This is a genomic window from uncultured Sunxiuqinia sp., assembly GCF_947495665.1.
Lineage (GTDB): Bacteria > Bacteroidota > Bacteroidia > Bacteroidales > Prolixibacteraceae > Sunxiuqinia > Sunxiuqinia rutila.
In genome coordinates this window covers 326,976-341,558 of record NZ_CANLZV010000001.1, presented here as the reverse complement: position 1 = coordinate 341,558, position 14,583 = coordinate 326,976, and the positions used below count along the sequence as shown (strand labels likewise).

General features: G+C 43.6%; 13 protein-coding genes. All 13 read left to right on the top strand.

What is annotated here, in order from left to right:
- Positions 1-21 precede the first annotated feature (21 nt).
- Positions 22-960: an exonuclease domain-containing protein gene (locus Q1A18_RS01485; RefSeq protein WP_299576596.1), complete on the top strand. Its 939-nt coding sequence runs from the start codon at positions 22-24 to the stop codon at positions 958-960.
- 730 nt (positions 961-1,690) lie between these two features.
- Positions 1,691-3,946: an MMPL family transporter gene (locus Q1A18_RS01480; RefSeq protein ID WP_299576594.1), complete on the top strand. Its 2,256-nt coding sequence runs from the start codon at positions 1,691-1,693 to the stop codon at positions 3,944-3,946.
- A gap of 6 nt (positions 3,947-3,952) precedes the next feature.
- Complete coding sequence (locus tag Q1A18_RS01475; protein ID WP_299576592.1) at positions 3,953-4,714, top strand: outer membrane lipoprotein-sorting protein; 762 nt, start codon at positions 3,953-3,955, stop codon at positions 4,712-4,714.
- A 78-nt stretch (positions 4,715-4,792) separates the two neighbouring features.
- On the top strand, positions 4,793-5,590 hold the full coding sequence (locus Q1A18_RS01470; protein ID WP_299576590.1) for a sulfite exporter TauE/SafE family protein: 798 nt from the start codon (positions 4,793-4,795) through the stop codon (positions 5,588-5,590).
- An 18-nt stretch (positions 5,591-5,608) separates the two neighbouring features.
- Positions 5,609-6,346: a phosphatidate cytidylyltransferase gene (locus Q1A18_RS01465; protein WP_299576588.1), complete on the top strand. Its 738-nt coding sequence runs from the start codon at positions 5,609-5,611 to the stop codon at positions 6,344-6,346.
- A 6-nt stretch (positions 6,347-6,352) separates the two neighbouring features.
- On the top strand, positions 6,353-7,027 hold the full coding sequence (locus tag Q1A18_RS01460) for a phosphatidate cytidylyltransferase (RefSeq protein WP_299576586.1): 675 nt from the start codon (positions 6,353-6,355) through the stop codon (positions 7,025-7,027).
- A 66-nt stretch (positions 7,028-7,093) separates the two neighbouring features.
- Positions 7,094-8,236 (top strand): SDR family oxidoreductase, encoded by a 1,143-nt coding sequence (locus tag Q1A18_RS01455; RefSeq protein ID WP_299576584.1) that lies wholly within the window; start codon positions 7,094-7,096, stop codon positions 8,234-8,236.
- A gap of 41 nt (positions 8,237-8,277) precedes the next feature.
- The gene (locus Q1A18_RS01450; protein WP_299576582.1) at positions 8,278-8,865 is read left to right on the top strand and encodes a CDP-alcohol phosphatidyltransferase family protein; all 588 of its coding nucleotides are present in this window, start codon (positions 8,278-8,280) and stop codon (positions 8,863-8,865) included.
- A gap of 15 nt (positions 8,866-8,880) precedes the next feature.
- Complete coding sequence (locus Q1A18_RS01445) at positions 8,881-11,328, top strand: DUF5686 family protein (RefSeq protein WP_299576580.1); 2,448 nt, start codon at positions 8,881-8,883, stop codon at positions 11,326-11,328.
- Positions 11,329-11,409: 81 nt separating this feature from the next.
- A complete protein-coding gene (locus tag Q1A18_RS01440) occupies positions 11,410-12,204 on the top strand; it encodes an SDR family oxidoreductase (RefSeq protein WP_299576579.1) in 795 nt (264 codons plus the stop codon).
- Positions 12,205-12,236: 32 nt separating this feature from the next.
- A complete protein-coding gene (locus tag Q1A18_RS01435) occupies positions 12,237-13,292 on the top strand; it encodes a VOC family protein (RefSeq protein ID WP_299576578.1) in 1,056 nt (351 codons plus the stop codon).
- A gap of 157 nt (positions 13,293-13,449) precedes the next feature.
- Entirely contained in the window at positions 13,450-14,034 is a 585-nt protein-coding gene (locus tag Q1A18_RS01430) for a TetR/AcrR family transcriptional regulator (protein WP_299576577.1), read from the top strand.
- Positions 14,035-14,094: 60 nt separating this feature from the next.
- Entirely contained in the window at positions 14,095-14,562 is a 468-nt protein-coding gene (gene ybaK, locus Q1A18_RS01425) for a Cys-tRNA(Pro) deacylase (protein ID WP_299576575.1), read from the top strand.
- Positions 14,563-14,583 lie beyond the last annotated feature (21 nt).

The following is a 14,583-nucleotide window of genomic DNA, read 5'->3' as shown; positions in this document are numbered from 1 at the left end:
GGAGAAACTAAACTAATCATCATGAATAAAGACCTGAACTTTATCGCTATTGACTTTGAAACCGCCAACTCTGACTACTCAAGCATCTGTCAGATCGGTCTGGCTTTTTTCAAAAATGGAGAATTAGCAAACAAGGTGAGCCAATTGATAAATCCTGAAACTCATTTTGATGGATATAATATCGGCATTCATGAAATACACCCTGAAGATGTTGTCGATGCGCCTACTTTTAAAGAATACTACCCTGTACTCTTTGAGCAAATAAATAACCAGGTATTAATTCATCATCAGCCTTTCGACTGGACTGCCTTTTGCCAGGCCTGCGAAAAGCATGCACTGGAGTTTCCAAACTCTTACTGGCTCGACAATGCCGCTGTTGTTAGAAGGACATGGGAACAGTTTCGACAAAAAGGCTATGGACTTAAAAATGTTGCAAGCTTTTTAGGAATTGAGTTTAAGCATCATGATGCCTGCGAGGATGCCATTGCTGCAGGCTTGGTTTTTACTGAGGCTTGTAGCTTAACCGAAAGATCAATTGAAGACTGGGCTAATGAAGTTGAGAAGAAAAGGATAAAGGCACCACGAAAAGGGCCATCGCCACAACGGATATCAGGAGAGTTACTAAAGCAAGAAATCTCCGACAACATAGACTGCAATAATCCATTCTTCGATAAAAAGGTCGTGATTTCAGGCACCTATTCAAACTGGCCAGATCGCAAAGTTCTTGCAAAAATAATTAAGGATTTGGGCGCAGACATCGATTCTTCAATCGGGAAGAAAACGAATATTCTTTGTGCTGGCAATGGTGTTGGCCCTGCTAAAATAAAAAAGATGCAGGCAAATATTGAAGCCGGTTGTGATGCGAAAATAATAACTGAAGTCGAAGTTATTGAGATGCTAAATGAGGCAGGAGTAAAAGTCGATAATCCTATAGAGATTGACATTCGCCTAGTAAAATGAAAAACAACCCAGAAAGTAGACAATACCTCTGTCTCCCTGCATTGAAGTAGACAAGGTAGACACTGAAAAAGAACAACAAAATCAAACTGTTCGGGATGCGTAGAGAATCCAGTCATCCCGACTTTTTTCTTCAAAAAACAATCCACTAAAAATTCAGAAGTTAAAACAGAGAGAAAAGCCGCTGCTTTTTCTATTCACATTTTGCAGGCATTGCTCTGTCTCTAGCTTCATTCCCTACAAAAAGAAACTGTCTGGTTGGGCTGTAAAGGGCCCTGTCCCATGCAAATCTTTTATTACCCAATTTCAATTTCCTTTGAAATATTCTTTTGGATTGGTAAAAAAAGCTACATTTGCTACTCAAAAACGGATTTAGTCGAATAAGCAGAAAACCATGAAAACAGATTCAATTCATAACATATCCATCCTGGCTCCTGACCGGCAAGCCAATACTGTTTGTGTCGCCATAAGCAATACCAATGACAAACCGAGACAAACAAGCCACTGCCAAACACATACAAAAAATACAGCTTACTAAAACCAGTTAATTACTAAAAGTAAACACACTGTAGATGTATCTCAAAGTACTGCCGGACACACCATGCCATGCTTTGATTGACAGGCAAGTTATTTTTTGCACAAAAACAGACCATTAAACGATTATCGTTTTTGAAGCGACATGAGACTGCCTTTATAAATATACCGGGTAACAAAAAATAAGAATCAGAAAGCCGTGAATACGCTAGTCAAAAAATACAGATTTTCATTAATCATCGGCATTATCGCCCTTGCATTACTTTCGGTTTCACAATTCAGCAAGCTTACCATCAATCCAAGCTTTGACGACTACATTCCAACCAACGTCGGGAACCGGGCTTACCTCAACCAACTGGACAGTATTTTTGGGGGAAGCGAAAAGATTATGCTGATACTGACCAAAGACAGCAACATTATCAATCAGCAGACGTACGACCGCATGGTTCGCCTTTCCGAAGAACTGCAAAAACTGGATGGCGTTGAAAACTGCCTGTCACTAATTGACGTGATCGACATAAAACTGGAAGATGGTATTACCGAGCTCGCCCCAATAATTGATAAAATTCCAACAGAACCGAAAGCACTGAAAGAGCTGAAACAAAAGATTCGCTCCAACAAAATAGGCCAGCGCTTTGTCGCCTCTGACTTTTCAGCAACAGCCATCATCATCACCAAATCCAATGAAAGCGAGGATGGCGTCCTTATTCCAGCCATCCAGGAAGTCATTGAACAGACACCCGGACAAGAAAAAATCTATATTGGTGGCTTATCCTATATTCGGCACGCCATCAAGTCCTACATCAAAAAAGACCTGTTCACCTTACTCCCGGCCGCCCTAATTTTAATGGTTTTCATGCTCTATTTTTCATTTCGTGAATGGAAAGGCGTTTTACTCCCTTTTGCTATTGTCATTTTATCCATCCTGTTTTCATTTGGATTCATGGCACTTATGGGTTGGGGAATTTCGCTGATATCCGTGCTGCTTCCCATTATGTTGATTGCCATTGCCAACGACTACAGCATTCACCTCATCAACGCCTACCAGGAAAAACTGGCTGTTTCACCCCAACTAAGCATGAAAGCCATTGCCGTAGAAATATCTAGGGAATTGCGCAAACCCATTGTCATTACGGCACTAACTACGATTGGCGGCATGCTGGGATTGCTTTCGCACCAAATGAAACCAGCAGCCCAACTAGGAGTACTTGCATCGGTAGGCATCGGGCTGGCGCTTTTAATGAGCCTGCTTTTAGTTCCGGTACTTTTAACATTCTACCAGAAACCAAACACAATACCGGCAGAAAACAAAAAACCATTGCTTATCGATAAAATACTCAATCGGTTTGCTTTTTGGGTCGCCAGTTATCCCAAAAGCGTCATCGCTTCATTTCTGGGAATTGCGCTCATCAGCATTGCCGGACTGTTCTTACTAAAAGTGGACACCAATGTTGAAAGCTATTTCATTGGCAAATCTGACATCAGGCAAGGCATTGAACTGGTGAATGAAAAATTTGGGGGTTCGCAATACATTTCCCTGTTGTTTGAGGGCGATGTACTGTCCCCTGAAACACTAACCCGATTGGAGAACTATACAAAGCAAATAGAACAACTGCCTGAAGCAGGGCATGTAATTTCTCCAAGTACGTTTTTCAAAGAGCTGAGCAAAGGCATGTACACGCCTGAAGAAGTTGGCTACCTGGCCTTGCCTGCATCCAAAGCCGAAGCCGAACAGAGCCTGGAGATTTTCACCATGGGAGGCTACGAAGACCAAATCGCTCAATTTATTGATTACAACTATGAACATACGCGAATCCTGGTCAGCCTAAATGACGGCAGTAACCAAGCCGGAAAATCGCTCTTAAAATCGCTGCACCAAATCACTCAAAATGATCCACAATTGGTTTGTATAGCGGGCCCCGGACTGTCGAAAATTCAAATAGCCGACATGGTTATCGAAGGGCAAGTAGCCTCGCTATTGCTAGCACTTGCCATCATTTTTGTTTTGCTATCCATCATATTCAAGTCATTTGCAGCCGGAGCAAAAGGCTCGCTTCCGTTGGTTGTTTCCACGCTTTACCTATTTGGGATGATGGGCTTCGTAAACATCCACCTCGACATTGTAACGGCCCTGTTATCTTCAATTATGATTGGCGTTGGCATTGATTATACCATTCACTTTTTATGGCGCTACAAGACAGAATACGCTGTTTCACACAATAGCAAAATAGCCATAACACAAACCTTAAAAACCACCGGTAAAGGAATTGTATTTAACGCATTCTCTGTTTTTGTCGGCTTTTCAGCTTTAATTTTTTCCAGCTTTGCACCCCTTCGTTTTTTCGGGCTGCTGGTTGTTATTTCTATTTTTTCGTGCCTGATCAGCGCTTTGTTGCTGATTCCGGCTCTGACCACAATCACAAAACCTAAGTTTTTAGAATCCAATGTAAATTAATGTGTTATGAAAAAGATAATCATCCTGCTTTGCTTAACCTTCAGCCTGTTCAGCGCTTCAGCTACCGACACCATGGAAGCCAAAAAATTGTTTGAGCATTCAACGCAAAAGTTGTCCTTGCAAAACATTCGCCTGGTTCTTGACCTAGAAACATTCGACGGAAAAGGCAACTGCAAAACCAAAGAACTGACGGTTTCTTACGCTCAGTTTGACGACGAACGAAAAGTGCTGATTGAATTACTTGCACCTGAAAATGTTATGGGAACAAAAATCGTTACCACTGACTATCCGGATAAAAAAGGCATCATTGAAATTTACATGCCGGCAACAGGGCGGGTTCAAAAAATCAGAGCCAACCAGCGCAACCTCAAAATAATCGGAACGGAAATTCCGATAGAGCAGTTCAAATCGGCCATTGACAAGGATTTTGAGTTCACTTTTCTTGAAAAAACCGACTTAAACGACACCCACTGTCAAAAGATAAAAATCCAGAGTCCGGAGGAAAAAGGTTATCGAATCGCCTTCGTTTCGATCGATAAAGAACAGCTAATGAGCATTGAGCAATACGATATAAAAGGCAAATTGGTTGGAGTAACCGAATTTTCGAATTATATTGAGGTTGCTAATTCAAACGCTAAATTTTTCCCGCAAATGATTCTTGTTAAAAATTTGAAATCCGGTAAAAGTTCAGACTTGAAAGTTCGGCAGGTCAATCACCTCAGCCAGGTAAACAGTGACGACTTCATACTCACCCCAACCCAATCCTAAATCAATGGCTAATCCCAACAGACACAAACCCCTAAAAACAAGCGCTTTCAACGCTCTTTTATCCGATAAGAACAAACTATGATTTTCCATTCAACCATAGAACCCGTTTATTTACTACTTCCTTTCATCGGCTTTGTTATCGGCCTGTTTGGAACCATGCTGGGAGGTGGCGGAGGTTTTTTCTTCCTGCCAATTCTCACACTGCTGGTTGGGGTTCCGGCCCAAACGGCGGTTATCACCTCGCTGGTAGCCACACTTCCCATTTGCCTGGTGGGCACACTGGGGCATCACCGAAAAACAAACATCAACTTTCGGATTGGAGCTTTATTCTCGCTCACCGGTATTTTAGGAGCCTTCCTTGGCGCAGGCATAACCGGGTTGATCAGTCCGGAAGCGCTGAAAGCCAGCTTTGGTATTTATGCCATTCTGATTGCCGGCAACATGGCCTGGGGAACACTGAAGAAAACAAAAAGCCCAAAAACCGAAGAGGCAACTCAAGAACAAACAGGTTTGAGCCGGAAAGCAAAGGGGTCATTTTTCGGATTCCTGGCAGGAATGATTACCGGCACTTTTGGAACGAGCGGAACAGCTCCGGTTTTAGCCGGACTTTTCTCCATGCACATTCCACTAAAACTGGTCATTGGCACCTCGTTGGTTGTGGTGCTCACCAACACCCTTTTTGCCATTAGCGCCCACTTGCTGGTCGGACAGATTGATCTGATGCTGGTCTATTTTCTTACTGCCGGGTCAAGCATCGGCGCGGCACTGGGCCCCAGGATTCTATCCAAAACCAAAACGGACCAATCGGAAAATAAAGTCCGCTATTTATATGCCCTTGTAATGGTTGCCATTGGAGTTTTAATGATATTAAGCTGAAAATCAAACAACAAAAACATGATTCAAACAATCTATATTATAATTCTAACCTATTTCCTCTTAGGAGGAATTGGCTTCTATTTCATCAACCGGAAGAAAGATCCGCAGGTTGCCCGAAAAAGTTACATCAAATTCATCACCTACTTTTTCATCATCAACACCTTATTTTTCAGCATAATCATCAACACGGCCATCTTTCGGGTTTTAACGGTTGTCATCATAGCAGCCGGTCTTCTTGAGCTGCTGAAGCTGTTTCAAAAAAACGGGTTTCAACATAAAGGGTTCTTTGTGTTGTCCATAGCTGTTTTTGCCTCCCTTTCATTCGGATTTTATTTTTTCAGTGGGTTTGCACAAGGCTTAATTCTTTTCTCATTCTTGGTGCTCTCCATCTTCGACAGCTTTAGCCAGATAACCGGGCAACTGTGGGGACGAAAAAAAATAGCCCCTAACATCAGTCCGAAAAAGACCTACGGAGGATTGATTGGCGGAACCCTTGTTGCTCTGGCAAGCAGCTTCTGGCTCGATCCACTCTATGCCAACAACATCGGCAAGTCGCTGCTACTGGCAGCTGGCATTATCTTTTTTGCATTTACCGGCGACCTGGCGGCTTCGCTGTACAAAAGAAAATACCAACAAAAAGATTTTAGCAACCTGATTCCCGGGCATGGCGGTTTTCTCGATCGCTTTGACAGCCTTATTGCCGGAGGAGCCTGGATTGCTGTGTGTATCTATTTCTTGAATTTTAAACTATTCTGAAATCCTATGGGAAATATAATTGTACTCTCATTCATTTATTTAGTCGGCATCATCTTACTGCTGGCATTCAATGAAATAAATTACCGAAGGTTCAAACTGAAAGGCGAAGTTACCCGAAAGTTTGCCCATTTTACGGCCACGCTGGCCACCGTACCATTTCCCTATATTTTCCCGTCGCACTGGTACATTCTGGTGCTGGCCCTGTTGTTTTTTGCCGCTTTGTTTATTACTCAATACAGCAAGCAGCTAAAATCCATTCATGACATCCAGCGAAAGTCGATAGGCAGCTACCTGCTACCTCTTTCCATATACACCACATTTCTGATTGCCAGCCTAATGGAAAATAAGTTCATCTACATTCTCCCCATGCTGATTCTGGCCGTTTGCGACCCCATGGCTGCCATCCTCGGAATTAACCTGAAAGCATACAATGGCCGAATCAAACTATTTGGCCATAAATTAGATAAAACCTGGTTGGGCTCAGGAGCATTCTTTGTCACCAGCCTTGTCATTAGCTTAATTGCCCTGTATTTTCACTGGGAATTATTCAGTTTGAAAACATTTTGGCTGGCTCTGACCATTGCCATTGTCAGTACCCTGGCCGAGCTGGTGAGCTGGAGAGGCTCAGATAACCTGACCATTCCTTTAAGCGTTTTACTGGTACTGGTGCTTTTTATGTAGAAAACCAAGAAATTATTGCAACTTATAAGATAAAACAGAGGAGCACGAAGCATTAAAAACAAACACATGAAGAAAATAATAATCAATGGAGCAAACGGCTACGTAGCCGCGAATTTTATTAACAAGTTACTTTTACAGAACTATAAAATCATCGCCTTGGTAAGGGCGAATAAAAAATACTCGGCCCAGGAGCGCATGCAAGCTGCCCTTGCAGAAATCAATAACGGCGAAAGAATCGATACGCCAAACCTGGAAGTATACGATTACGCCTTAGACCAAGAAAACTTTGCACTTCCCGCTGAAAAGGTAAAAGAAATTTTCAGCGGTGAAGTTGATTACTTTCATTTTGCAGCCAGCTTGAAATACGACACCAAGTCCAAAGAAGAAATCTTTAAAACAAACCTGGACGGGCTTACAAATTCCATCAACATTTTCTCGGGCTATGCCTCTCCCAAGTCACGCTTCATCTTTATAAGCACGGCCTACTCCTGCGGAAAGTTTGACGGTTTATTCAAGGAGAAGTTTTACGACAATGAAGAGATCTCCAGTTTCAGAAACTACTACGAACAATCGAAACGACTAGCTGAAAATATCCTGAAAGACAGAATTGAGAACCAGGGATTAAACGCTCGCATCATTCGGTTATCTCAGGTGGTTGGACACAACGAAACAGGAGCAACCAACACCGACTATGGAATTTTTGACTTTGCCAAGCGCATACACAGCTTATCCGCCCGTCATCCCAATCAAAAAGTCCGGGTTCGGGTTGATCCGGAATCCACCCAAAACCTGATTCCGATCGATACCGTCGTTGATTACCTGATCCGTACCGTTGAAGTTTACGATGCTCCAGTCATCATGAATTTCATTGCCAAACAATCGACCAAAAACAGTCATATCATAAACAGCCTCAACAAGCTATTGCCCATCCAACTCATTCCTGCAAAAGATTTGGATCCCCAGGACCTGAATGCACTGGAACGTATCATATCCATCGGCATGTCTTTTACAGGAAGTTACACCGGCATCAACATCTTATTTGATACAACAAATTTGGATCAATTGGGGTTATCAGTAGATAACGAGGCAACCGAAGAAAGCATCTTTAAAATGCTGGAGAATTTCATTCAAAAACTGTCCAGCAAAAAAGGAGCAACAAACACGATTTCGCAGCAACTAAACGGCTGCACCTATGAAGCCCAATCCTAAACCAAACCTGCGAATACAAACACAATTTAAAAAAACAGAAAATGAAACAACTTATAATTAAAGGGGAAAATGTACTAAATGTTCCCAATTTCATCAGCCTTTACCGCCTCCTGGCATTTCCAGTTATCCTCTATATGGCACTGGCCGGAGTCGAGCACTGGTTTGTCATTCTGCTGTGCATAAGCCTGGTCAGCGATGTACTTGATGGCAACATTGCCCGCTACTTCAACTTACAAACCAACTTTGGAGCAGCTCTGGACAACCTGGCCGATATTTGCACGTACGCCATGGCCTTATTGGGCCTGTTCCTTTTTAAATGGACCGAAATTGAACCACATGCGTGGATCCTTTACCTGTTCCTGGCCGTATTTGTTTTAAGTTACATCGTGGCCTTTTTCCGGTTTCAAAAAATACCTGGACTCCACCTCTACTCTGCCGTATCTGCAGGATACGTTCAGAGCATTTTCTTTTTCATTCTGTTTGTCTTTGGCTTTTATCCCTGGATGTACTACCTGGCTGTAGGCTGGGGAGTGGTAGCCTATATTGAGAAGATTTTTGTTTTACTAAAGCTCGACGACATCAAAATTGGTGTAAAAGGACTTTACTGGTTGTTGAAAGAAGAAAAATAGCAATAAGCAAGAGCCATGTTTCAGAAAACAATAGTGGTCATCCTGATGATCATTAGCAGCTTGTATACCCACGGAATTGAAATTTCGGGCTATATACAAGATCAGAAAAATAAAGAGCCTATCCCTTTTACCAATGTGCTGGTAAAAGGAACCACCAATGGCACGATGGCAGATAGCAATGGTTTTTTTAAACTGTCGGTATCGGCCAACGATACACTTTATATCTCATCAGTTGGTTATTTCCCACAGGAAATTCCAATCAAACAAATTAAGAATAACCACCTCATTGTGTACATGGAGGAGAATGTACAGAAGTTAAATGAGGTGAATGTGCGTCCGGAGATTCCTCGTGCCAGAGTGATTTTTAACCAGATTCAGAAGCACAAAAAGGAAAACCAAAAGCAAGTCAGGGGAGTTACCAACTACAAAACCTTGTCGAACACCACCGTATACGTGGCCATTGACACCAGCTCCAACATGACACGTTTTATTGAGAACCTGGAAGAAGTTACTTTCAAATCGGAGAAAGAGAACATCCGCTTCTCGCCCATTTACCTGTCTGAAGAAGCCTTAAGCATTGCCGAGGACAGCATTCAGACCGTGTATAAAAAAAAGGACGGTATTTTTCCACGCCTGAACCAGGCCATCGAAAGCTTAATCCTGCTCAACATTGCCGTTGATTTAGATTTTTACAACGACCAGGTAAACATCCTCGAGCGTGGATTTATTTCTCCGCTCAGCAATTCGGCCTTGTCTTATTACAACCTGTACCTGAATGACAGCACAATGGTTGATGACAAAAAATATTTTCATTTTTCATTCGCGCCAAAAAATAAGTACAACCCGCTTTTTTCAGGGCAATTTGTAATTGAAGATGAAAGTTTTGCCTTAACTGAAATCAATGCCTACATTGCCCGCGAGGCCAACCTGAACTTTGTAAATGGCTTTAAAAGCAATGTCAGTTACAAATACACTCCCGGCGAAGGCTGGTTCTACGACCTGCAGGATATTCGCATCAACCTGGCTCTTTCGTTAAACAAAGACTCGCTGTCGACTTACAGTTCCAAGCGTGCCGACAATATTTCAAGCGGAAACTGGCTAATCAACAAATCCATGCACTACTCCACATCCCAGCGCCTGAATAACATTGCTCCGAGCGAGTGGACCAAGCAACCCGAATTTGAAGCTCACCAGCTCAAAGATGATTCCTACTCCCGGGTCAACCAACTGAAAGGGCAGAAAATTGTGAAAGGAATTGATGCGGTTGGAGGTCTGGCATTAACAGGATTTCTGAATATGGGTAAATTTGATTTAGGACCGGTTTTCGATATTTACAGCACCAACACCATCGAAGGGAAAAGACTGACCCTCCCCTTTCGAACCAGTGAAAAAATGTTTGAGCGTTTTTCCATTGGAGGCTTTTTGGGTTACGGCACAAAAAACAAGGCATTCAAGTATGGAGCCAACCTGATCTACCAACCACAGGAAACGGACAAATTTCTTTTCCGCTTCGCTTATTTCAACGATTACTCGCTGATAACGCAGGATAAATACCTTCGCTTCATCAAAAAGAATCCCAACAACAAAGGAAACGGGAACTTCATTGCGGCAGTAACTTCCAAAGAACCCAACCCCTTCCTGAAAGAAGAGCAAAGTTTTGAGCTGCGGCTGGAGTACAATGCCTCCAATGACATTCATCTGGAAGCTGCCCCGTATTTTCTGAAAAGCACCAGCACTCCCAACGTTCGTTTCATCCGCAATTCGGTTGAGTACACGGACTACAATAACTATGGCGTTCTGCTAAACATGCGCATTCCCTTTGGACAGCATTACGATAAGTTTTACTTTGACCGGATTTACTATTCCACCACCACACCGGTGGTCAATCTCAGCCTGGACATTGGGCAGGCTTCGCTGCCCGGACAAGCCGACAAAAACCTGGGACTATACACCCAGTTTCATGGCTCTATTCAGGGCCGGATCAACATGGGCCAGGTTTTTATGAGCTACATGTTCAACGGAGGCTACCTGATTGGCGACGCTCCTTATGATTTACTGGACCAACCCGTTGGCTCCATGTCGCTGGGCTATGCCAAATACCGGTTCAACTTATTGCACCACGCCTCCTTTGCCCACAACCTGTATACCAATACCCACTTGCATTTCAATGGCGGTGGCATTATTCTTAACCGAATTCCGCTTTTCCGAAGACTAAAGTTACGTGAAGTAGTGTCGCTAAAAGGACACCACGGAACCTTAACCGACTCTTACAAAGGCGTCTTCGATTTGCCTGCCTATTATGCCAGTGATGCCAGCAAGCCCTATGCTGAAATTGGATTTGGCTTAACCAATATATTCAAGGTTTTACGTGTTGAATACATTCGTCATCTTGGTTCAAACTATGCCGACAGTGATTTCACTTATAAAAATGGCATCCGGTTCCGGGCCGAAATGAGCTTTTAAACCCGAAAACCAAAGCCCGACAAGCAGAAACAGGGAGCTTACGTAAAATTTAATACATTTGCTAGAAGCAAGTCTGATCAAATGAAAAATCTGAAAGAAAAAGTTGTTTGGATAACCGGAGCCTCCTCCGGCATTGGAGAAGCATTGGCTTATGCGCTGGCACGCGAAGGAGCTAAACTGGTTCTATCGGCGCGAAATAAAGAAAAACTGGAGCTGGTAAGAACCAACTGTCTGCAGGACACAGACACCTGCCTTGTCTTTCCGGTCGATCTCTCCAACGTCCAGCAAACAGAAGAAGCAGCTGACGCTGTTTTGTCCCAGGTTGGCCGGGTGGATTTGCTGATCAATAACGCCGGCCGCAGCCAACGCTCGCTGGCCAAAGAAACCCCGCTAAAGATTGATCGGGACATCATGGAACTCAACTTTTTCAGCGTTGTTGCCCTGACCAAAAAAGTGTTGCCACACATGCTAAAAAATCAGTCGGGGCACCTAGTGGTCATCAGCAGCATCTCCGGTAAATTTGGTTTTCCTTGGCGAACAGCCTACGCAGCCTCCAAGCATGCCGTACAAGGCTATTTCGAATCGCTGCGCGCTGAACTAAGCCAGGACAATATTCAGGTCACCATCGTTTCGCCAGGCCGGATAAAAACCAATATCTCAAAAAATGCCTTAACCCAAAATGGACAGGCCTATAACAAAATGGATGACGGGCAGGCCAACGGCATGCCGCCCGAAAAATGCGCAGCGCAAATTGTGAAGGCCATCCAAAAGAACAAGAAAGATGTATTGGTGGGAAAAAAGGAGCTTCTAATGGTTTACATCCGGCGTTTTGCTCCTGCGCTATACCACAAAATAGTAACAAGAATTAAGAATTAGCAGCAACCAAACGTGCTAAAAAAGATAGAATTATGAAGAAAAATATTTGCGGTATTCAACAAGTTGGAATTGGAGTTAAAGATGCCGGGGCAGCCTGGAAATGGTATCGTAGAGCGTTTGGAATGGATATTAACGTTTTTGAAGATACTGCCACGGCTAAGTTAATGCTCCATTACACCAATGGAAAACAGTGCGACCGCTATGCAGCACTGGCCATGAATATGGAAGGTGGTGGTGGATTTGAAATCTGGCAACACACCGGCATGGAGCCCAAAGCCCCCATGTTTGACGCGCAACTGGGTGATTGCGGAATATTTATTTGCAAAATGAAATGCCGCGACATTCAAAAGGCTTATGCCCGTCATCAGGAAGAAGGGTTCGACCTTGTCGGTTCCCTAAGCCATGATCCCCAGGGAAACAAGCACTATTACCTGCGCGATCCGTACAATAACCTTTTTGAAGTGGTGGAAGATCAGCACTGTTTCATGAAGCAGAAATCAGTAACAGGCGGTGTTGCCGGCGTGGTTATCGGTGTTTCCGACATTGATGAAGCCCGAAAGGTATACTCCGACATCCTTCAGTACGATCAGCTCGTTTACGATAAAACCGGCCAGTTTGAAGACTTGGCATCGCTCCCCGGAGGAGCCGAAAAGTATCGTCGTGTCCTGCTAAAACACCAGCCCCGAACCGGCCCTTTCAGCCGCCTGCTGGGACCAACTCAAATCGAACTGATCCAGCCCCTGGAGCGAACACCCCGGAAAATCTTTCAGGATCGAATTTGGGGCGAGCTTGGCTACATCCACCTTTGTTTCGATATCATGGGCATGGATCTTCTGCAAAAAGAATGCGAGCAAAAAGGCTTTCCCTTTACAGTCAACAGTGCCAACAGTTTTGACATGGGAACCGCTGCCGGACACTTCTCCTACATTTCCGATCCGGATGGCACGCCCATCGAATTTGTAGAAACCCACAAACTTCCTGTTATCGAAAAATTGGGTTTGTTCATCAACCTAAAAGGTCGCGACCCTAAAAAATCGCTGCCGGACTGGATGCTAAAAACACTTCGCTTTAACCGCGTAAAAAACTAAGCTGATTGGCCAGGCGGTTCAATGAATCGCCTGGTACAGCTATTCCCTGGAGAGGAAACATTTTTGGTGCAAAAAGTTTTTTATTCGTCCAAACAGTGCCTGTTTTTTTAGATTTTCTCGTATTTTTGCTACCGAAAAACTAAAATAGTCGAATTAGATGACAGAAAAAGACGAAATAGTAAAACAGGAAATCTTACTTGAAGCTCAAAAGTTGTTTCAACAGTTTGGAATGAAAAAAACAACGATGGATGAAATTGCTGCTTCCTGCGGAAAAGCAAAAAGCACTCTCTACCACTACTTTAAAAGCAAAGACGAAGTATTTGAGGCTGTCATTAAGATGGAACGTATGAACCTTCGCCAGCTGGTAAAAAGCAAAGTTGAAGAGCAAAAAGGTATGGTTAATAAAATACAAACCTACGTCATCGAATTCCACAAAGAGGTATGTAAACGAGCCAACCTGTATCGGTTGATGAAACAGGATTTTTCGTCGCTGGGAGTTTCCAAAAAATACTTTTTAAGCATGATGGAGTACGAACAGGCCTACATCACGCGGATTTTGGAAGATGGGTATGACTCCGGTGAATACCTGACTCCCCATCGGGAAGATATTCCCTGGATTAGTGAAATGTTTCTGGCTTCATTTTGCGGCATTGTGCAGTACGGTCTAGAGAAAGATGGCTTTTACAACGAGGAAAAATTGGAACGCTTTGTCAACCTGATTACCCCTAAAGTTTTTAGCTAAGTCAGCCTCCGTTCTTTTCCATTGAACAGACTGTCTTCGGCAATCCCGACTCGCAATACCATGAAGAAAACAAATGCCGCCCGCATACTCGACTCCCATAAAATTGACTATGAGCTGGTGCCTTACTCCGTTGATGAAAATGATTTGAGTGCGGTAACCCTAGCCCAAAAATTAGGACAAAACATCGAGCAGGTTTTCAAAACACTGGTCCTTCGCGGAAATGCGACAGGCATCTTCATCGCTGTTATTCCCGGGCAGGCCGAAGTCAACCTGAAAAAGGCCGCACAGGTTTCGGGCAACAAAAAAACAGAGATGATTGCGTTAAAAGAGCTGCTTCCGCTCACCGGCTACATTCGTGGAGGCTGCTCCCCTTTGGGCTTAAAAAAGCCCTACCCCATCTTCATTCATGAAAGCTGCCAGCAACACGATTTTATTTTCGTAAGCGCTGGGAAACGCGGACTTCAGCTGAAGCTGAATCCCAACGATCTGATCACTGCCGCCCAGGCTGAAGTGTGCGATTTAATCTGAACCGTAAAACTTCACCCCGCT